We start from the raw sequence: 21,324 nt of genomic DNA, 5'->3' as shown, positions 1-21,324 counted from the left end.
ATGAAAAATATAAAATCAAAATTCAAGTTCTTTTTACTACTTAATACTTTATTCTTGATACTTCTTACCTCTTGTGGAGAAAAGAAAACTGAAGAAGCTGGTCACGAAGAAGAAAAATCAGAAAATGAAGTAGCATTAACAGCTGTGCAATACAAAACAGTTGGGATTCAAACAGGTTCTTTAGAAAACAGGAACCTTAATTTAGTGATAAAAGCAAACGGTTACACTACTGTTCCGCCACAAAATATGGCAAATATTTCTACCTTAATTGGTGGGACGATTAAAGATATTTTTGTTCTTGAAGGGACGTATGTAAACAAAGGCAAAGTATTGGCAACCATTCAAAACTTAGATGTTGTTCAAATGCAGGAGGAATATAATTCTGCTATTGCCAATATTGAATACCTGCAATTAGAATACAACCGTCAGAAAACATTAAGTGACGAAGATGTAAATCCTAGAAAAGTACTTCAGGAAGTAAAAGCAAAATTAGCTGTTGAAAGAGCAAGAGCAAAAGCATCAAAGAATAAATTGCAAGCTTTGAATATGAGTACAAGCGGATCAAGCTTGGTACCAATAGTTTCACCAATATCAGGTTATGTTGGAAAAATCAGCATTGCCAAGGGAGCATTTGCAGAAACAGGAATAACGCTTTTTGAAGTGGTAGATAATAGTCAGATGCATTTAGATTTGAATGTCTATGAAAAAGATTTGGGCTCTATTTCTATAGGACAAACGATAGACTTTATCTTAACAAATCAAGGAAACAAATCCATTAAAGGAAAAATATTTGGTATCAATAAATCATTTTCAAACGAAAGCAAAACCGTAGCAGTTCACGCCAAAATCCATCCGGCTGATTCCAAAGATTTAATTCCAGGAATGTATGTTTCTGCTAATATCAATATTAAAAACGCTACAGTTCCTTCTCTGCCTAAAGATGCAGTAGTAAAAAATGGCGAGAAATACTTTGTCTACATTCAGGAAGAACACGAAGAAAAAGCTACAGCTAAAAAAGCAGAAATGCACGAACATAAAGAAGGCGAAGCACATTCTGAAGAAACTGCAGGTGAAGAAGAAGGACACAACGAAATTCACTTCAAAGCAATAGAAGTGATACCGGGAACAACCGATTTAGGATATACTGAAGTGAAATTTGTTGAAAATATTCCTGCCGATGCAAAAATTGTAATCAGAGGTTCTTTCTATTTATTGGCAACTTCAAAAGGCGGTGGCGAACACGAACATTAATATTTATAACATTAAAAATCAATTCAAATGAAAAAATCAATCTTAAAATCAATTTTACTAGCTGTATTTGTACTTCTAATATCCAATACAGCTTCAGCTCAAAAATCAAATCAAAAAGCAGTTATAAAAACAACTTTAAATTGCGACCATTGCAAAGAATGTGAAACTTGTGGCTTGAAATTCAAAACCGAAATGCTCAAAATAAAAGGTGTAAAAATGTATGAGCTAGATGATAAGGCAATGACTTTCACGGTTTATTATAATGCTAAAAAAACAAATCTTCAAACCATTAAAGAAGCCATTTCAAAAATGGGTTATGATGCCGATGAAGTAAAAGCAACTCAAGAAGGATTAGCAAGTTTAGACGGATGCTGTAAAATTTAATCCTATGAAGCACCAACATCAATACGATGCAACAGGAAAACAAATTTGTTGCACTCTCGAAGAAAAAAATAAATATAAAAACCGAACATCATTCTGACGATGACGGACACGACCACGACCATTCCAACGCAGAAAAATCTACGTTTCAAATGTTTATACCAGCAATCATAAGTTTTTTATTATTGATGATTGCTATTGGTTTAGATAATTATTTTCCACAATCGTGGTTTACAGGTTACGTACGATTAGGTTGGTATATTTTGGCATACCTTCCAGTTGGTTTTCCTGTAGTCAAAGAAGCATTTGAAAGTATTCGCAAAGGCGAAATATTTTCAGAATTTCTACTAATGTCTATTGCAACTATCGGAGCTTTTGCCATCGGCGAGTTTCCAGAAGGTGTTGCGGTTATGTTGTTTTATGCCATTGGCGAAATTTTCCAAACCTTGGCAGTACAAAGAGCAAAAGCAAACATAAAAACCTTACTCGACCAACGACCAGACGAAGTAACAATTCTCGAAAACAATGTTGCCAAAACAATCAAAGCATCAACGGCTAAAATTGGTGATATTATCCAACTTAAAGCAGGAGAAAAATTAGGTTTAGATGGCGAATTACTTTCAGATACGGCTTCGTTCAATACATCAGCACTCACAGGAGAAAGCAAACCCGACACCAAAGCCAAAGGCGAAACTGTTTTGGCAGGAATGATAAACCTAAATTCTGTTTGCCAAGTAAAAGTTACCGTTGCTTATACTGATAGTAAACTATCAAAAATTCTCGAAATGGTGCAAGATGCCACCGCCAAAAAAGCACCAACCGAGTTATTTATCCGAAAGTTTGCCAAAATTTACACACCAATTGTAGTGCTTTTAGCCATCTTAATTTGTGTTGTACCAATGCTTTTTGTAGATAATTATGCTTTTAGAGATTGGCTATACAGAGCATTAGTATTTTTGGTTATTTCTTGTCCGTGTGCATTAGTAATCAGCATTCCGTTAGGTTATTTTGGCGGAATTGGTTCAGCTAGTAAAAACGGAATTCTATTCAAAGGAAGTAATTTTCTCGATGTGATGGCAACCATTCAAAACGTTGTGATGGACAAAACAGGCACAATGACCGAAGGCGTTTTTAAGGTGCAAGAAGTTGTTTTTAATGCTGATTTCAACACAGCCGATATTCTACAAATGGTCAACGCTTTAGAAAGCCAAAGCACACATCCAGTTGCAACCGCCATTCATCAATATGTCGGAAAAATTGATAGTACAATCATTTTAAAAGATGTAGAAGAAATTTCAGGACACGGATTAAAAGCCAATGTTAACGGAAAAGAATTGTTAGTAGGTAATTTCAAACTAATGGATAAATTCTCCATTTCGTATGATATTGATCCAAAAAGTATTGTTTACACATTAATTGCTATTGCTTATGATAAAAAATTTGTGGGCTATTTAACCATTGCAGACAGCATAAAAGAAGATGCACAAATCACAATCGACAAACTAAAAGCATTAGGAATAAAAACTACAATGTTAAGTGGCGATAAAGATACAGTAGTGCAATTTGTAGCTCAAAAACTCGGAATTACAAATGCCTATGGCGATTTACTTCCCGAAGACAAAGTAAACAAAGTAAAAGAAATCATTGCCAAAAATGAAACCGTTTGTTTCGTAGGCGATGGTGTAAACGATGCACCAGTTGTTGCATTAAGCAACGTTGGTATTGCAATGGGCGGCCTAGGAAGCGATGCCACTATCGAAACTGCCGATGTAGTTATTCAAGACGATAGGCCATCAAAAATCCCAATAGCAATAAACATTGGCAAACAAACCAAAAAAATCGTTTGGCAAAATATTACTTTGGCATTTGTAGTAAAAGCAATTGTTTTAATACTCGGTGCAGGCGGTTTAGCCACCATGTGGGAAGCCGTTTTTGCCGATGTTGGTGTAGCACTTTTAGCTATTTTAAATGCGGTAAGAATTCAGAGAATGAGATTTTAACAACAATTTTAACATAAAGCAATAATTTTTAATTAATTTTGTACTGTTTTAATAGAGATATGAAAAAATACCACATCATACTCATAATGATTTTAGGCATGTTTATCTTGCCTAATAGTGCTATGGCTTGTGGTAAAGGTTCAGACAAGAGTTCTTGCAAAAAAGAAATTTCCTCTACTAAATCAGAAAAAAAGAGTTGTTGTGACAACGATAATTCGAAAGATAAAGATCACAAAGGTTGTAAAGGCAATTGCGGTCATTCTAAATGTGGATGTTCGTCAACCTGTCCAACCTCTTCAGTAAGCTTTTCATCGGAAATTAATTTTAAAAATTATATGTTTAGCTATTCTTCAATCGAGAAAGTTAAATTTTCATACACAATACCATCAATCTCAGATGGTTTTTATTCTATTTGGCTCATTCCTAAAATAAGCTAAATCCATTTTTGACAGCCATAAGTGTGTCAAATTCATAGCATTTTGCTATTCAATCTAACAGTTAAGTATTGTTTTTTATACCATTATTGGTATTGTAATAACATGCTTTCGCAACTGTTATTTATCCAAATTTATTTTATCAAATAATCAAGGTAGTTTGCTTTGATTACAATTTTATTCAAAATGAAAAATTCATTAATGAAAATAATGATAGCAATTTCTGTATTGTTATCAACTACAGGTAATGCACAAATAAAAAATGCCAAAACAGAAACTATCAAGGTTTACGGTAACTGTGGAATGTGCAAAACTACCATCGAAAAAGCAGGAAATATTAAAAAAGTTGCCAAAGTCGATTGGAACCAGGAAACCCAAATGGCAACATTAACTTATGATGCAAGTGTAACAAATCAGGATGAAATACTAAAACGAATTGCATTAGCAGGCTATGACAGTGATAAATTTCTTGCTCCTGATGAAGTATATAATAATCTTCACGGTTGTTGTCAATATGACAGAGTAGCAAAAGTTCCTGTAAAAAAAGAAAACAAAACTACTGCTAGCAATGAAGACCATTCCAATCACGGGAACCATTCTGAAACAACTACTGCAGTAATTCAAAATGAAAATCAATTAAAAGCGGTATTTGATAATTATTTTTTATTGAAAGATGCTTTGATAACTTCTGACGGGACTAAAGCAGCTTTAGCGTCACAAGAACTTTTGGCAACTGTAAATAATATCAAAATGGAAAAGCTTGATATGGAAGCGCACATGGTTTGGATGAAAGTGGTTAGTCTAATCAAAGAAGATGCAGAACACATAGCTGATACAAAAGATGTAAAACACCAACGTGATCACTTTACCTCATTGTCAAAAGACATATACACATTAATTAAAACAGCAAAATACGAAGTACCAGTTTACTTTCAATTCTGTCCAATGTACAACGATGGTAAAGGCGCTAATTGGTTGAGCAAAGAAAATGCAGTAAAGAACCCATACTATGGTTCAATGATGTTGAGCTGTGGTAAAACAGTTGAAACAATTAAGTAAACAAAATGAAAAAAATTGTAATACTGCTTTTTTTAATTGGCATTTTCTCAACTGCTAAAGCTCAAATAGAAATCGGAGATGCTATTCCATCAATTACACTAAAAAGTAATACCAATAATGAGGTTGATATCAAATCCTTTAAAGGTAAATATGTGCTTGTTGATTTTTGGGCATCTTGGTGCGCGCCATGCCGATTGGGAAATAAAAAGTTAGTACAACTTCACAATGAAGCTAATACAAATAAAATTGAAATTATCGGAATATCAATTGATACTGATGCAACTAAATGGTTAAAAGCCATAGAAAAAGATAAAATCAAGTTTACACAATTAATAGACCCAAAAGGATTTGATGCAAACACAGCAATACAATTTGAAGTTGAAGAATTACCTTCCAAATACCTGTTTAATCCCGAAGGAATATTGATAGCTAAAAATCCGTCTGAGGAAGAAATATTGAAATTAATAAAATCATAAAAATGAAAAAAGTACATATAATTATAGCATCAATAATTTTAATGTTTTCACTTAAAAGTAATGCACAAATTATAAAAGCGGAAATCAGAGCAACGGGTTTAACTTGTTCGATGTGCTCCAATGCAATAAATAAACAATTAAAAAGTATGCTCGAAGTAGCTAATGTAGAAACCGACTTAAACACAAACACATTTACAGTAACATTAAATGAAGGCAATAATTTAAGTCCAAAATCTTTTAAGGATAAAGTAGAAAATGCAGGTTTCTTCATAGGTTCCTTAATTATAACTGCAAAGCCGGAAACCATAACCCAAAGTACTTACATTTTGGTTAGTGACAAACCAGATAACATGAATGAAATACAATTTCAAGTGGTTGACAAAGGCTATGTGACTGAAAAAGAGTTCAAAAAATTATCCAAATCATACAAAAGTGTTGAAACTTATGCTTCAAACAACGAAGATGATTTTCACATTAAAATTCTAAATTAATGAGAAAGATAATTTTATTTTTTATTGCTGTAAGTTGTCAAGATGTTTTTAGCCAAGAGTTATTTGTAGTAACGGATCCGGCCAGTAATGTTCCTGCAAATTCGTTAGCAGTCAATGTAATGCAGTCTCTTTTTAAAGAGGAAATGAAATCAGGCTACAATTACCATTTTATGCCCGAAGTGACTTATGGTCTAAACAAAAACATAATGTTTCGAGCTTCTGCTTTTATAAGTAATAGAAGCAATCAACTAGTTACCGAAGGAGGTAGTTTTTATACTAAGTATCGTTTCTATTCATCAGATGATCTGAACAGTCATTTCCGAATGGCAGTATTTGGAAGATATAGTTTCAATAATGCCGACATTCACCAGGAGCAAATAGAAATCTTAGGACACAACACAGGTTTCGAAGGAGGATTTGTAGCCACTAAGCTGATTAAAAAACTGGCAATAAGTTCGTCAGTAAGTTTTGAGAAAGCCTTTGACAACAAACCTGATTATCCGTTTCCAGATAATATGGGCGACAATGCTACCAATTACACCTTATCATTTGGTAAACTGATGTATCCAAAAAAATATACCAGTTTCAAGCAAACAAATATTAACTTTATGGTAGAATTTGTCGGACAAACCATCAATGAAAACGGCAAATCGTACTTAGACGTTGTGCCGGCAATACAATTTATTTTCAACAGTCAGGCACGACTGGATTTTGCATACCGTCAAGAATTAATGAGTTCAATGGTACGTTCAGCACCAAATGGCTTTTATTTTAATCTGTACTATACTTTTTTCGATTTAACAAAATAAAATCAAGATGAGTGAAACAAAATTTATCCCGGCATTAGGTTATGATTTTTTAAGCGATTACTATGATTTAGCTATAAAAGTAACAATGCCTGAAAAAAAGTTCAGAAACAGATTAATTGATTTTGTTGACCCAAAGGAGAAAGAAAAAATTTTAGAATTTGGTTTCGGAACAGCCCAAAACATTATCATACTCAAACAACGATTTCCTAACTGTAACATACAAGGAGTTGACATCGACCCTAAGATTAAGTCAATAGCAGAATATAAATTGAAAAAAACAGGAATTGAAGCACCTCTTTTTTTATATGATGGAAATAAGTTACCATTTGAAGATAATTCAATTGACAAGGTTTATAGTTCTCTTGTTTTTCATCAGTTAGACATGATTACAAAATTGAAATGTTTATTAGAGATTAATAGAATATTAAAACCAAATGGAGAATTAATCATTGGAGATTGGGGTAAAGCAAAAACAAAATGGATGAGGTTATCCTTTTACTTAGTTCAATTATTAGACGGTTTCAAAACTACCACTGATAATGTAAATGGATTGATGATAAAATACATTACTGATGCAGGATTTAAAAATGCTCGGGAAGTAGATTATATCAACACATCAATCGGGACTTATTCTTATTATAAAGCAGAAAAAATAATTAATAACTAAAAAATAACACAGTATGAAAGCACTTATTTTAACAGCTATTTTAGCAATCACTTTAGTTTCTTGCAATCAAAAAAACAAAGAAACAGAAAACAACACTACAGAAACTTCCGCAAATTCAAGTGAACTATATGCATGCCCAATGCATCCCGAGGTTCAAGGAAAAAAAGATGAAACATGTTCCAAATGTGGTATGGAATTAACCGAACTGGTAACTCAAACGCAAGCACCTCACGAAAAAAAAGCAACAGAAGCATCCTCTGCTGCAACAACACAATCCAATGTTAACATCGAGGATATTTTAATTAGTTACATAAATTTAAAAAACAAATTGGTTAAAGATGATACAAATGGTGCTGCCGAAAAAGCAAAAATACTATTCACCTCATTTGACAGATTTGACATCAAAGTTTTAAGCGAAAAACAAAAAAAGAATATTTGGATATTGCAGATGATGCCAAAGAACACGCAGAGCATATTGGAGATAATGGAGGAAAGATAGAACATCAAAGAGAACATTTTGTAATGTTAAGTAAGGATATGAATGACTTAATTCAATTATTTGGAACCAGTCAAAAACTATATCTGGATTTTTGCCCAATGGCAGATGACAACAAAGGTGCTGTTTGGATAAGTGAAACAAAAGAAATCAAAAATCCATATTTTGGAAAAGAAATGGCTACTTGCGGTTCTATAAAAAAAGAATACTAGTATGAAAAAAATCATCAAAAAAATACTTTTTATTGGGTTAATTATTTTTTTGTTGATGCAGTTATATCAACCTGCTCGGAACATTAGTTTTGAGCAGGATATAACTGGTAATTTTACAAAAGTGTATAATGTTCCTAAAAATGTTGAAATCATTTTGAGAACTTCTTGTTATGATTGCCACAGTAACAACACCTATTATCCTTGGTACTCTTACATTCAACCCGTTCGGTTTTTTATGGAAAGTCATATTAAAGAAGGGAAAGAAAATTTGAATTTTAACGAATGGGGTAATTATAGTGACCGTAAACAAAATAATAAATTAGATAGAATTGCAAAACAAATCGAATCAAACGAAATGCCTTTGAGTTCTTATACTTTAATCCATAAAAATGCAATCCTTACAGCCTCCCAAAAAAAAGAAGTATTGGATCGGATAAATAAAATAGAAGATAGTATTTCATCACAAAATTAAAAATAATGGTAGAAAAATTAATAACATTCTCACTACGAAATCGAGCCGTTGTCTTGCTGGTTTCAGCTTGCTTATTTGCTTGGGGAGTTTACAGCGTACAACAAAATCCCATAGACGCCATTCCTGATTTATCCGAAAACCAAGTGATTGTTTTTACGGAGTGGATGGGAAGAAGTCCACAGGTTATAGAAGCACAGGTCACATATCCCTTGGTTTCTAATTTACAGGGCATTCCAAAAGTCAAAAATATTCGGGGTGCATCTATGTTTGGGATGAGTTTCGTGTATATTGTTTTTGAGGACGATGTAGATGTCTATTGGGCAAGAACTCGGGTGTTGGAAAGATTAAATTATGCACAACGCTTATTACCGCAGAATGTGGTTCCAACATTAGGTCCAGACGGCACAGGTGTTGGTCACGTATTTTGGTATCATTTAGATGCTAAAGGTATGGACTTGGGAGAGCAAAGAGCCTTGCAAGATTGGTACGTGAAATTCGCCTTGCAAACCGTTCCTGGAGTTGCCGAAGTCGCTTCGTTTGGTGGGTTTGAAAAACAATATCAATTAGTGCTAGACCCCTTGAAAATGCAATACTACAACGTCAATATGATGGAAGTGATGAATGCCGTCAAAGCAAATAATAATGATGTTGGGGGACGGAAATTCGAAATGAGTGATATGTCCTATATCATAAGAGGATTAGGTTATATCAAAAACATAAAAGATGTAGAAGACATTGCCATTAAAAACTATAATTCTGTTCCTGTAAAAGTTAAAGATATTGGTTCAATACAAATGGGTGGCGATTTGAGACTAGGTATTTTTGATGAAAATGGTAATGGTGAAGTTGTTGGCGGAATTGTAGTAATGCGTTATGGCGAAAATGCCGATAAGGTAATTACTGCTGTGAAAGAAAAAATGAAAGAAGTCGAAAAAGGATTACCTGAAGGAGTTACTTTTAAAACATCTTATGACAGAAGTGAATTAATTGAAAAAGCAATAGAATCAGTCAAAGGCACCTTAATCGAGGAAATGATTGCCGTTTCTATCATTGTTTTATTGTTCCTTTTTCATTGGCGCAGTGCGCTTATTATTCTGATACAATTACCCATTTCTGTTGCTGTCGGATTTATACTGTTGGAAGCTTTTGGTATCTCTTCCAATATTATGTCATTAACGGGTATTGCTCTGGCAATTGGCGTTGTCGTTGATGATGGTATTGTAATGGTGGAGAATGCTTATCGGACAATTTCGGAGAAACAGGAAGAAATGGATAATAACCAGTAATTGGAAATAAGATGAAAAATAAAATTAAAAATATATTCAAAAAAGAAAACGATCCACTATCTCCTGAAGATAAGTTGAAGCTTATAGAAAGCTCTTCAAAATTAGTTGGTCCAGGTGTTTTCTACTCAACAATAATTGTAATTACATCCTTTTTGCCTGTATTTCTTCTCACAGGAATGGAAGGCAAATTATTCGGACCATTGGCTTGGACGAAATCTTTTATTCTGATAGTTGATGCCTTTTTAGCCATTACACTTGTACCAGTGCTAATTAGTTTTTTACTAAAAGGAAAACTTCGCCCAGAAGACAAAAACCCAATTAACAAAAAATTGGAAAGCATTTATACACCCATTTTGATTTTTTGTTTAAAATGGAGGAAAACGGTATTGGGCATCAACATCATTGCCTTACTGTTTGGTGTTTTAATGTTTACTCGTTTAGGCTCAGAATTTATGCCTCCTTTAGATGAAGGCTCTGTACTGTTTATGCCGGTAACCTTGCCTGATGTGTCCAATTCTGAAGTAAAAAGAATTTTGCAGGTTCAGGACAAATTGATAAAATCAATTCCCGAAGTGGCTCACGTGTTGGGAAAAGCAGGCAGGGCAAATACGGCAACGGATAACAGTCCAATAAGTATGGTGGAAACAATTATTTTGTTAAAACCTCAAACAGAATGGCGAGAAGACAAAACCAAAAATGACATTATCACGGAAATAAACAACAAATTGCAAATCCCTGGTGTGACCAATGGTTTTACGCAACCCATTATAAACCGGATTAATATGCTTTCGACAGGAATCAGAACCGATGTGGGAATTAAAATCTACGGAGCAAGTTTAGATACTATAAATGTTTTGGCTCAAAAAATTAAAAAAACATTGGAAGGAACTTCTGGTGTTAAAGATTTGTATGCTGAACCAATAACAGGCGGTAAATATATTGATATTGAAGCAAAAAGAGACGTTATTGGCAGATACGGACTAACCATAGATGATATAAATAACGTAGTTGAAGCTTCAATTGGAGGTATGAAACTCACCACGACTATCGAAGGAAGACAGCGTTTTTCAGTCAATGCACGATATGCACAAGAATACAGAAATAGCATTGAAGCCTTAAAAAAACTACAAGTGCAAACAATGGATTTTGGTCCAATACCATTAGAAACTGTAGCTAATGTAAAAATAAGTGATGGCCCTCCAATGATAAACAGCGAAAATGCAATGCTTCGTGGCACGGTGTTGTTCAACGTTCGGGAACGTGATTTAGGGAGTACTGTAAAAGAAGCACAGAAGAAACTCAATGCAATGATGACTAAAATGCCAAAAGGATATTATGTAGAATGGAGCGGACAATGGGAAAATCAAATTCGAGCCAACAAAACATTAAGTTTAATACTGCCTATTGTTGTGGTCATTATATTTCTTGTTTTATATTTTACCTACCATTCAATGAAAGAAGCATTAGTCACGATGATTACAGTACCGTTTGCTCTAATTGGAGGAATATTTATGGTTTATTTTTATGGAATTAATTTATCCGTTGCTGTTGCCGTCGGATTTATTGCATTGTTTGGAATGGCAATCGAAACAGCGATGTTAATGACTATTTATTTGAATGAAGCAATGAATAAAATGGTAGAAAAGTACGGAAATAGTAAGGAAACCATAACTGAAGAAATATTGAAACAATATATTATTGATGGTTCTGCCAAAAGGTTAAGACCAAAATTGATGACTGTTTCGGTTTCCATATTTGGGTTAATCCCTATTCTTTGGGCAACAGGAACAGGATCCGATATAATGCTTCCCATTACTGTCCCACTAATTGGAGGCACCATTACCTCCACGATTTATGTATTATTAGTAACACCGGTTGTTTTTGAGATGGTTAAACTTCGAGAATTAAGAACAAAAGGAAAAATAGATCTTATAGATGTTAAAGAATAAATTTTATATAGCCATCATAAGTTGTTTGATTTTAAGCGCCACTAATCTGGCAGCCCAAACACTTTCTTTGGATAATATCTTGAGTACAATCAAGACAAATAATCCTCAACTAAAAATGTATGATGCCGATATTCAAAGTATGGATGCAGCGGCAAAAGGAGCTAAAAGCTGGATGCCTCCTCAGGTGGAAACCGGTTTTTTTATGACACCCTACAATACCAAAATGTGGAAAGCAGATGAAATGAACCCTGGTATGGGAAATTATATGTTGGGAGTTACGCAAATGATACCGAATGCTTCCAAGTTAAAAGCAGATTTTAATCTAATGAGTGCGATGTCATCGGTCGAAAAGGAAAATAAAAACTATACGATTAATCAATTGAAAGCATTGGCAAAAACAAATTATTATCAATGGTTGGTTTTAAATAAAAAAATAAAAATAGCCAATGATAATTTGTCACTTTTAGAGTATATGATTAAAAGTATGGAGATACGCTATCAGTATAATATGGACAAATTGCCAACCTATTACAAAGCAAAATCACAATACAGCGCATTAGAAAGTATGATTCTAATGTTGCAAAATAACATTTCCCAAAAACGGATTATGCTAAATACCTTGATGGCTAGAGATAAAAACACCGCATTTGAAATTGATGAAATATACGAAATAAAAGATTTCAATTCGGTAATATTAGATACCACTTCTCTTTCGAAAAACCGAAGCGATGTGAAAGCCATCGAAAAAACGATGGAAATAAACCAACTCAAAATTGCAGCCGAAAAAACAAAATTGCTGCCTGAATTCGGTATAAGATTCGATCAAATGTTTGCCTTTGGAAACCAACCACAACAGTTCTCCTTGTTGGGAATGGTTACTATTCCTATGCCTTGGTCAACCAAAATGAATAAAGCCAATATCAATAGTTTTAAAATTAAAAATGAAAGCTTGAACTGGCAAAAACAAATGATTTTGAATGAAGCCACCGGAATGCTTTCAGGAATGAATACTGAACTGATCAATATTAAAAAGCAGTACGATATCGCCCAAAAAAGTATTATTCCAGCTTTAAAGCGAAACTATGATACGGCAATTTTAGCGTGGCAAAATAACACCGGCGATTTGTTCATCACTCTCGATGCTTGGGAAGCTTTGAATATGGCTCAAATTGATGCGCTAGATAAATTACAAAACATTTTAGCCACACAAGTAGAAATTGAAAAACAATTAGAAACCAAATAATTATGAACAAGTATATAAAATATGGTTTAGCTTTTATCGTAATTTCCATTATTGGAATTGCAATCTATTTATTTGCTATAAAATCAGACAATCATTCAGAAATGGAACATCAAAACGAGGTTTATACTTGTTCGATGCACCCGGAAATCATTAGAGATAAACCCGGAAATTGTCCCATTTGTGGAATGACTTTGGTAAAAAAAATAACAGAAAACAATGCCGTTGAAGATAATTCCCTTGACAATGTTATAAAACCTACCGACAATTTTATTGTAGGTAATTATCAAACGACAACGGCAATAGACACCACCTTAAGCAGTGAAATAAATTTACCAGGTATTGTGGGGTATGACCCCAATTCATCGGTAAATATTGCAGCTCGAATGAGCGGAAGAATAGAGCGAATGTATGTCAATTATAAATATCAAAAAGTAAATAAAGGACAAAAACTATTTGATTTATACAGCCCAGAATTACTGACGGAGCAAAAAAACTTCATTTATATGGTCATTAATGATGTTGAAAATCCTTCGATTATTGATGCATCCAGACAAAAATTGTTGCTTTATGGAATGACTCAAAATCAAATAAATGCGCTGTCTAATTCCAAAAAAGTAAACCCGCAAATAACAATTTATAGTCCTGCTTCCGGAATTATTGACGGAACCGAAACAATGGATAATACAACTAAACCTGTGATGCAAAGTGCAAGTAGCAACACTGAAGTTTTGGATGTTAAGGAAGGAAATTATATAAATAAAGGAGAAGTCATTTTTAAACTATTAAATACGGATAAAGTATGGGGAATATTCAATGTTTTCCAAGGATATAATAGTCTAATAAAAGCCAATCAATCCATCAGAATTACTTCCGAACTTGACAAAAACGAATTCATAGATGCCAAAATAAATTTTGTCGAAACAGAATTAAATGCAGCTGATAAAACCAACAGAATTCGAGTTTATTTAAATAACAATAAATTGAAATTACCAGTTGGTTTGCGATTGCAAGGTGTTGTTAAAACAAATGCAATAAAAGGTATTTGGATACAAAAACAGTCAATGGTAAGCATTGGAAACAAGAAAATAGTTTTCTTGAAAATGGACAATGGCTTTAAGGCATCTTCCATAAAAACCGGAATTGAAATAGATGATTTTATCCAAATTATGGAGGGTATTTCAGTAAAAGACACCATTGCCAAAAACGCACAATATTTAATTGACAGCGAAAGCTTTATTAAAACCGAATAATGATGAAGACAATAAAAAAAATAAGTGTACTATCAATACTATTTATGGTAATGGTGGCTTGTAATACTAAAGAAAAAGAAGACCATAGCAAACACAATAAGAGTGCAGCAACAACATTTTACACTTGCTCTATGGATCCTCAAGTTAAGGAAGACAAACCCGGAAAATGCCCCATTTGCCATATGGAGTTAACACCAATAAAACAAGATGATACAGAGGCAAACGAAATAAGTTTGAGTAAACAGCAAATACAACTGGGAAATATCACTACCCAAACTATTTCAGAAACTCAAAGCAGTTTAGAGCAAAATTACACGGGAGTCTTGGCCATTAATCAAGAAAAAATAAAAACCATTTCTGCAAGAGCAATGGGACGAATTGAAAAGTTATATTTCAAAACCGTTGGCGATTATGTGGCTAAAAACCAAGCCGTATATCAATTGTATAGTGAAGATATTGCCATTGCCAAACAGGATTATTTCACGGCATACAAACAACTCGCAATGCCAGGGGATTTTGGAAAAAATGCCCGAAATATGCTCAATGTAGCAAAACAAAAACTGTTGTTCTTTGGTTTAACCAATGCCCAGATTGAAAGTATAAAAACCAGTAAGGAAGTTTCTCCTTATACCATTTTTTATAGCACTGCCAGTGGAACAATATCAGAAATAAGTACCACAGAAGGCAGTTATGCAATGGAAGGTTCCCCCATCATTAAATTGGCGGATTTAAACAGTCTTTGGTTAGAAACACAGGTAAACGTAAACTATGCCAAGAAACTAAAAATAGGACAAAAAGCCCAAATTACATTTTCCGATTTTCCTGATAAAACCATAAATGCGCAAGTTTCTTTTATCAATCCTGAAATAAATCCAGATACTCGTCTGCTTTTAATTCGATTGGAAATACCAAATCCAAATTTGCAATTAAAACCCGGAATGCAAGCTATGGCTAAATTAACACAATCTAATCTGAAAGGATTATATATCCCTGTTGATGCAGTTATCAGGGAAGAAAACGCTTCCTATATTTGGGTTGAAAAAAGACCGGGAGTATTTGAAAACGTAATGGTCGAAACTGGAATAGAAACCAATGGAATGATAGAAATCAAATCTGAAATAGACAGTACAAAAAAAGTCGTGATTACTGGTGCTTATGCAATAAACAGTGAATATAAATTCAGAAAAGGAAGTGACCCAATGGAGGGAATGAAGATGTAATATTTAAAGCTAGTAAACGTAATGTCGCATAATTTTGACAATGAATTTTAGCTAGTTTTTGTAAATGCTTTAAAATTTAAAAAAAACCGGGCAACAGCGATACTGAAGACAGGGCAACAGTGGAACTGACGAATAATTAAATACAATTTATTATGAAAATTCAAAAATTAATTTCGACTACAACAGTTTCATTACTAACAATGTTTTTAATGGTACTCTCGTTAAGTGCCAATGCACAAACAAAATCAAACTCCACCCCTACTGAAAAAATTTATATCAATAAAAAGGGTGAAATTCACGATCACGGTTGGAACAAATTAGGATTTATTACCAAAGACAACATCGTGAAAGACAATGAAGGCAAAACTATCTATTTTATCGATGGAAACGGTAATGTTATTGATTCTAATGGGAAAAAGTTGGGTAGGGCCAAAAAGAATGGTTCGTACTACAACATAAAAGGCGAAAACGTGGTGAATATCGGAAAAACAGAAGCAGAAAAATGCGAAATACTGGATCCAAAAGGTCATAATTTAGGTAGTGTACATCAAAATTACAAACTACACGCGTGTGCCGCTCACTGCCTACTGTTGGAAAAAAAGATGAATGAGGAAAAATCTAAAAATTAATTTTTTAATAAATGGTTCGTACTAAAACGAACCATTTATTTTATACTATAAAATGACTTTCAGTTAATTGCAAAAACGAATAAGTAATAAGATATAGCTGTATTAAAAATGAACAACCTTACTCAAATAATCCAACAATACAAAACCGACACCGAAAGTGTTTATACTACTTGGTTTGTAGATAATGACCAACGATTAAAAGCATTTCGGACTATTCGTCGTGGAGTTTTACAAGTGATACACGACATCAAAAACAAAACTTTCCCAAACGATTTTAAAGACAGTAGTTTAGAATTTGTATTGAGTTGTATAGCAGAACAAAAACAAATATTTGTTGGCGTAGCACATCCTTTTTATTGGAAACCAAAATTAAGAATTCCAGATATTTACGAAAACCAAAACAATAAAATTGCTTTTGGTCAATTTCTCGAAAACTGCATTAATGCAAAAACAGAAGAACAAATAGTAAAAGAAATTGTAAAACTAGACGAACTCAAAATAAAAGGTCTTGGTCCAGCCGTGGCCAGTATTTTATATTTCTTGCACCCAACTTGGTTTCCACCATTCAATACAGCAATTCTTAATGGATTCAATTTTCTATTCAAAGACAAGAAGAAGTTGGGCAGTTGGACAGAATATTTAAAAATTAGGGAAACCTTAATAGAAACTAACAGTAAACATAAGTCGGTATTATCAAATGATTTAGGAGCGATTGCAGGATTATGTTTTGAAATTGGGACACAAAAAATGATTATTGGTAACGATGAATATTTAAGCGAAGAAGAACGCAATAAATTTGAAAAAAACATCTTAAAACGCCAAAAAGAAATCCAAGAAGAAAAATTAGCAGAAAACCTTCATAACGAAATGCAATACCATTTATTAAAAATTGGGATTTCATTAGGCTTTGATGTTACACCAGCGAGTAACGACAAAAGCAAATCGTTTGACGGACAAAGTTTTTCATTTATTTCGCTTAATAAGTTCCCAGAATTACCAACAGACAAAGACACTCAAAATACAATCAAATTAATTGATGTGTTATGGTTTCAAAAAGGGACAAACAAAATTATTGGAGCATTTGAAGTCGAAAAAAGTACCAGTATCTATTCGGGAATATTACGATTATCTGATTTGTATTTTAGTATCTCTAATGGCGAAGAAGTCTTTTATATCATTATTCCGGACAGTCGGGAAAAAGATGTCATTCAACAACTCAACCGACCAGTTATAAAAAACTCAAAAATGAATATCAAGTACATTCTGTTTTCAGAATTAAGAGCCAATTGTGATGCTATTTGCAAATTTGGTACAAACCATTCTATAATGGATAAAATCTCAAAATCAGTTTAATAAAAACCAATAATTAAATAGCAAAATGAATAAGAGAATAATATTAATAGTGTTTCTTCTAACTAATCTTTTTGGATTTACACAAAACGAGGGGAATGATTTGATTGGGAATTGGCAAACAAATGATAAAATTTATCTGATCAAAATTTTTAAAGAAAATAATCAATATCAAGCTATTATCTATTCTATTAAAGGTAAAATAGTAGAGAAGAAAAAAAATAATATTTGGGATTTAAAGTTCAATCCTGACAAAAAAATATGGGAAAATGGAAAACTACAGTTACCCGATATGAAGCATAGTGTTGACTGTCAAATTAAAATGAGTAACAAGAACGAAGCCATAATTTTAGGGTATCATGGAATAAAATTTCTTGGAAAAGAAAGAAAAATGAAACGAATAAATGAGTAAACATATCAAACTCTATATCAAGAATATGGTATGCAGCCGCTGCAAGATGGTAGTAAAATCTGTATTTGAAAATATGGGCATTAACCCGTAGTGCATTATTAAGTTAAATTAATTTTCAGATTATTGATGTTTCTTCCAAAGACGAATTTGTTTAAATATTGTATAGTGGTTAATGTCGTTATTTTAGAAAGAATCCTTGTTTTAAATCCTTTAAAAGATTTAGCATAATTACGCCTAATCATAAACTGATCACACAATTGAGAGAATAAAGTTTCTATTCGTTTTCTAAATTTTTTAAATTGATAAAACTGCGGTTTGTAGTCTTTTTGATTTATTCTTTTAGGGGTTTCTAATTGAATATTGACTTCATTAAATAAATCAAGCTGAATAGTTTGAGAGAGATATCCTCTGTCTCCAAGTAGCACACAATCTGACATTTATAATTTTATATCCTTTAGATAATGAATGTCGTGAACCGAAGCAGGTGTTAAATCAAAACTTTGAAAAACGCCCTCAATTGAACATACTGCATGTAATTTGTATCCATAATAATGTAAATTTTGAGAAGCACAAAACCCTTTAATTGGGAGAGCATAATCTTCTTCTTTACATATTTTACTTCTTGAAGAGCGAGCTAATTTACAAACTTCTAAAGGCATACTGTCAACTACAAAATAGCTTTCAAACTCATTAAATTTTTCAACCATCTTCATTCTGATTTCTTCGATGTAAGGAAACAACTGTCGTTTTCTTTTATTGTAAACACTGCGTTCGATTTTTGAACTAATATCAATACCCTGAATTTCTCTAAAAAGCTGTTGTTCAGAATCTATAGACTTAAACTCAGCCAAAATAATCAAACTAATTAGCTCTAAATCAGATAATTTTGGTTTTACAGGTTTAAAATAGAAATTTTCAGTTTTTGTTTATTTTCGTAATTCAGTAAGAATTAATTCGTAATTTGCCTCCAAGTTGCTCATAATTGTAATAGACTGATAATCATTACAATTTACCTTTATTTAGTGGATTGAGCAACTTCTTTTTATAATCCACTACGGGTTATTTTAAGTATATTTGAATACTAATTAACAGATGAAAAAGAGTAGTTTTTAATAAAAACGGAAGTGGTCATTTTGCTCTGGAATTAGGTGGTCTTTTTGAATTGGAATCAGGTGGTCACTTTAAATTGGATTAGGGTGGTCAATATCACTGGAATTTGCAATTTATACCAAATTATACTGTTTTAAAAATTAAAAGTTCAATTTTAAATAATAAAAAAATCCCCAATAAATGGGGATTCAAAAAAGCTATTGGTTGGTTAGAAAGCTATTTTTAGAAATTGTTTAATTTATATGCACAATAAAAACACTCCTTCTATTTAGTTGATGTTCAGCATTACCACATTTAACACCATTCTTACAATTATTCACCAATTGTGTTTCTCCAAAACCTTTTGCTGTTAATCTCATTCTGTCAATTCCTTTTGAAACTAGATATTCCAATGTTCTGTTTGCTCTATTTTGTGACAGTATTAGATTGTATTTCTTTGATTCTCTGCTATCTGTATATGAAGCAATCTCAACTTTAATTTGTGGATATTGTTTCATTACTGCTGCCACTTTATCCAATTCGACAGTGGCATCTTTTCTAATAAATGATTTATCAGTATTAAAATAAATAATATTGGAAACCAAAAGTTTATTTAAATCAATTTCAGGCTGTGGAACAACTTTCTTTATTGCGAGAATTTCATTTACATCACTCTTATACGTAACAATCTTTTTTTCAACAACTGAATTATCTAACTGTTGAATTTTCAAAGTATATTTTGAATCGCGTTTCAAATTATTCAAAGAAAATTTACCTTCTGTATCTGAACGAAGCGTTGCTATTGTATTTCCTTTTTCATCTAAAACAATTACAATAGCATTTTGAATGATTTCATTGGTTATTTCATCAACTACAATTCCTGACATTGATATCGGCAAATAAGTTAAATCAAAGGAATAAATATCATCATCCCCTTTAGCTCCGGGACGATTACTACTAAAATATCCCTGATTCATTGCTGTATTAATTGTCAAAGCAAAATCATCAAAAGGACTATTTATACTTACTCCTAGATTAGTCACTACTGCATTTGGATCTGATAAATCAATTGCGTACAAATCCAAACCTCCAAAACCTGGGTAACCATCAGAAGCAAAGATTAAGGTATTATCTTCAGTTATAAAAGGGAAACACTCTCTGCCTTCTGTATTGATTTTATTGCTTAAGTGTTCTACTTCACCAAATGTTCCATCTGAATGAATGGCAACTTTGAACAAATCTGATTTACCAAAACTTTCTTTAAAATCAGCAGCAAAATACAAATACTTACCATCAGGACTCAAAGCCGGATCAGCAATTCTTACAGAGTCATTTTTACTAAATGTAATCGCTCCCTCATTTTTCCATTTCCCATTAACAGAAACTGATTTGTAAATTTTAAACAATCCGTTAACCAATTTTGACTTAGATTTTTTTGACAATTGATTTTGACTATAATACATCGTTTTACCATCCTTAGTAAAAACAGCTGTAGCTTCGTGGTAAACTGAAAAACTACTTTTTGAAAAGATTTTTGGCGTAGAAAATTCTCCTGAAGCTAACTTTACAGTATGATACAAACTAGTGAAAGCTTGGTTAGTTCGTGCATAGCTAGTATTATCTAAAACGAAATTACGTGAACTTGCAAAAATCAAAGTATCTCCTTTTATCGCAGTTCCATAATCAGAATATTTTGAATTGAATGCTAATGAAGCAACATTACTAAAAAGCATTTTCGTATTATCATTCAATCCTTTTTTATACTGATTCGTTCTAATTTCATTTGGATATTTTTTTCCAAAAGATTCCATTTCTTTTTTAGAATCTTCATTTAATCCAACCGATTTTAATGTTTGAGCATATCGGTACTGATGTTCGCCATCCATTTGATAATTTAAACCGCTTAATTTCAAATACCATTTATAAGCTTGCACATAATTGGCATTAAAGTAATTGGCATCACCCAACTTCTCATAAACATTCGGTGAATCTACTCCCTTATCAACCAGCTTTTCAAAAAGCCTAATAGATTCAACATAATGTTCTAACGCAAAAGCAGTATCCGCTTTTTTTATCTCTTTATGCTGCGAAAAAACGAATAAAGGAAAAGTGAATATAAATAAAAATGTTTTTTTCATGTCTTTATTT

Annotated in this window: 19 protein-coding genes and 2 pseudogenes; 19 read left to right on the top strand and 2 right to left on the bottom strand. The window is 32.7% G+C overall.

Annotation, left to right across the window (positions count from 1 at the left end):
• The 19 genes and pseudogenes from P5P90_RS01350 to P5P90_RS01255 all read left to right on the top strand — a co-directional run bounded on the left by P5P90_RS01350 (position 1) and on the right by P5P90_RS01255 (position 18,087).
• The gene (locus P5P90_RS01350; protein ID WP_278035460.1) at positions 1-1,251 is read left to right on the top strand and encodes an efflux RND transporter periplasmic adaptor subunit; all 1,251 of its coding nucleotides are present in this window, start codon (positions 1-3) and stop codon (positions 1,249-1,251) included.
• A gap of 27 nt (positions 1,252-1,278) precedes the next feature.
• Complete coding sequence (locus P5P90_RS01345) at positions 1,279-1,635, top strand: heavy-metal-associated domain-containing protein (protein WP_278035459.1); 357 nt, start codon at positions 1,279-1,281, stop codon at positions 1,633-1,635.
• A 26-nt stretch (positions 1,636-1,661) separates the two neighbouring features.
• Positions 1,662-3,632: a heavy metal translocating P-type ATPase gene (locus P5P90_RS01340; protein WP_278035458.1), complete on the top strand. Its 1,971-nt coding sequence runs from the start codon at positions 1,662-1,664 to the stop codon at positions 3,630-3,632.
• A 59-nt stretch (positions 3,633-3,691) separates the two neighbouring features.
• On the top strand, positions 3,692-4,069 hold the full coding sequence (locus P5P90_RS01335) for a hypothetical protein (RefSeq protein WP_278035457.1): 378 nt from the start codon (positions 3,692-3,694) through the stop codon (positions 4,067-4,069).
• Between the two features lie 183 nt (positions 4,070-4,252).
• Complete coding sequence (locus tag P5P90_RS01330; protein WP_278035456.1) at positions 4,253-5,125, top strand: DUF3347 domain-containing protein; 873 nt, start codon at positions 4,253-4,255, stop codon at positions 5,123-5,125.
• A 5-nt stretch (positions 5,126-5,130) separates the two neighbouring features.
• Positions 5,131-5,601, top strand: a complete 471-nt coding sequence (locus P5P90_RS01325; protein WP_278035455.1) for a TlpA family protein disulfide reductase — start codon at positions 5,131-5,133, stop codon at positions 5,599-5,601.
• Positions 5,602-5,603: 2 nt separating this feature from the next.
• A complete protein-coding gene (locus P5P90_RS01320; protein ID WP_278035454.1) occupies positions 5,604-6,092 on the top strand; it encodes a heavy-metal-associated domain-containing protein in 489 nt (162 codons plus the stop codon).
• On the top strand, positions 6,092-6,901 hold the full coding sequence (locus P5P90_RS01315) for a hypothetical protein (protein ID WP_278035453.1): 810 nt from the start codon (positions 6,092-6,094) through the stop codon (positions 6,899-6,901). The genes P5P90_RS01320 and P5P90_RS01315 overlap by 1 nt, the downstream gene beginning before the upstream one ends.
• 7 nt (positions 6,902-6,908) lie before the next feature.
• The gene (locus P5P90_RS01310) at positions 6,909-7,568 is read left to right on the top strand and encodes a class I SAM-dependent methyltransferase (protein ID WP_026712074.1); all 660 of its coding nucleotides are present in this window, start codon (positions 6,909-6,911) and stop codon (positions 7,566-7,568) included.
• Positions 7,569-7,581: 13 nt separating this feature from the next.
• A pseudogene (locus P5P90_RS01305) lies at positions 7,582-8,276 on the top strand (DUF3347 domain-containing protein).
• Between the two features lies 1 nt (position 8,277).
• A complete protein-coding gene (locus P5P90_RS01295; protein WP_278035450.1) occupies positions 8,278-8,748 on the top strand; it encodes a heme-binding domain-containing protein in 471 nt (156 codons plus the stop codon).
• A gap of 5 nt (positions 8,749-8,753) precedes the next feature.
• On the top strand, positions 8,754-10,034 hold the full coding sequence (locus tag P5P90_RS01290; RefSeq protein WP_278035449.1) for an efflux RND transporter permease subunit: 1,281 nt from the start codon (positions 8,754-8,756) through the stop codon (positions 10,032-10,034).
• Positions 10,035-10,045: 11 nt separating this feature from the next.
• Positions 10,046-11,983, top strand: coding sequence for an efflux RND transporter permease subunit (locus tag P5P90_RS01285; protein ID WP_278035448.1), 1,938 nt, complete (start codon positions 10,046-10,048; stop codon positions 11,981-11,983).
• On the top strand, positions 11,970-13,226 hold the full coding sequence (locus tag P5P90_RS01280) for a TolC family protein (RefSeq protein ID WP_278035447.1): 1,257 nt from the start codon (positions 11,970-11,972) through the stop codon (positions 13,224-13,226). The genes P5P90_RS01285 and P5P90_RS01280 overlap by 14 nt, the downstream gene beginning before the upstream one ends.
• A gap of 2 nt (positions 13,227-13,228) precedes the next feature.
• Entirely contained in the window at positions 13,229-14,476 is a 1,248-nt protein-coding gene (locus P5P90_RS01275; protein ID WP_278035446.1) for a heavy metal-binding domain-containing protein, read from the top strand.
• 2 nt (positions 14,477-14,478) lie between these two features.
• A complete protein-coding gene (locus P5P90_RS01270; RefSeq protein ID WP_278035445.1) occupies positions 14,479-15,696 on the top strand; it encodes an efflux RND transporter periplasmic adaptor subunit in 1,218 nt (405 codons plus the stop codon).
• A gap of 152 nt (positions 15,697-15,848) precedes the next feature.
• A complete protein-coding gene (locus P5P90_RS01265; RefSeq protein ID WP_278035444.1) occupies positions 15,849-16,325 on the top strand; it encodes a DUF3659 domain-containing protein in 477 nt (158 codons plus the stop codon).
• A 108-nt stretch (positions 16,326-16,433) separates the two neighbouring features.
• Positions 16,434-17,678 carry a hypothetical protein gene (locus P5P90_RS01260; RefSeq protein ID WP_278035443.1) on the top strand — a complete coding sequence of 415 codons (1,245 nt, stop codon included), beginning with the start codon at positions 16,434-16,436 and terminating at the stop codon, positions 17,676-17,678.
• A gap of 25 nt (positions 17,679-17,703) precedes the next feature.
• Positions 17,704-18,087, top strand: a complete 384-nt coding sequence (locus tag P5P90_RS01255; RefSeq protein ID WP_278035442.1) for a DUF2147 domain-containing protein — start codon at positions 17,704-17,706, stop codon at positions 18,085-18,087.
• 98 nt (positions 18,088-18,185) lie between these two features.
• On the opposite strand, the pseudogene P5P90_RS01250 reads toward P5P90_RS01255, so the two are convergent.
• Both P5P90_RS01250 and P5P90_RS01245 read right to left on the bottom strand, forming a co-directional pair.
• Positions 18,186-19,067, bottom strand: a pseudogene (locus P5P90_RS01250) (IS982 family transposase).
• Between the two features lie 363 nt (positions 19,068-19,430).
• Positions 19,431-21,314, bottom strand: coding sequence for an OmpA family protein (locus tag P5P90_RS01245; protein WP_278035441.1), 1,884 nt, complete (start codon positions 21,312-21,314; stop codon positions 19,431-19,433).
• Positions 21,315-21,324 lie beyond the last annotated feature (10 nt).

This window comes from Flavobacterium nitratireducens, from assembly GCF_029625335.1.
Lineage (GTDB): Bacteria > Bacteroidota > Bacteroidia > Flavobacteriales > Flavobacteriaceae > Flavobacterium > Flavobacterium nitratireducens.
The sequence above is the reverse complement of the archived record's forward strand: the minus strand, read 5'-3'. Positions and strand labels throughout refer to the sequence as shown.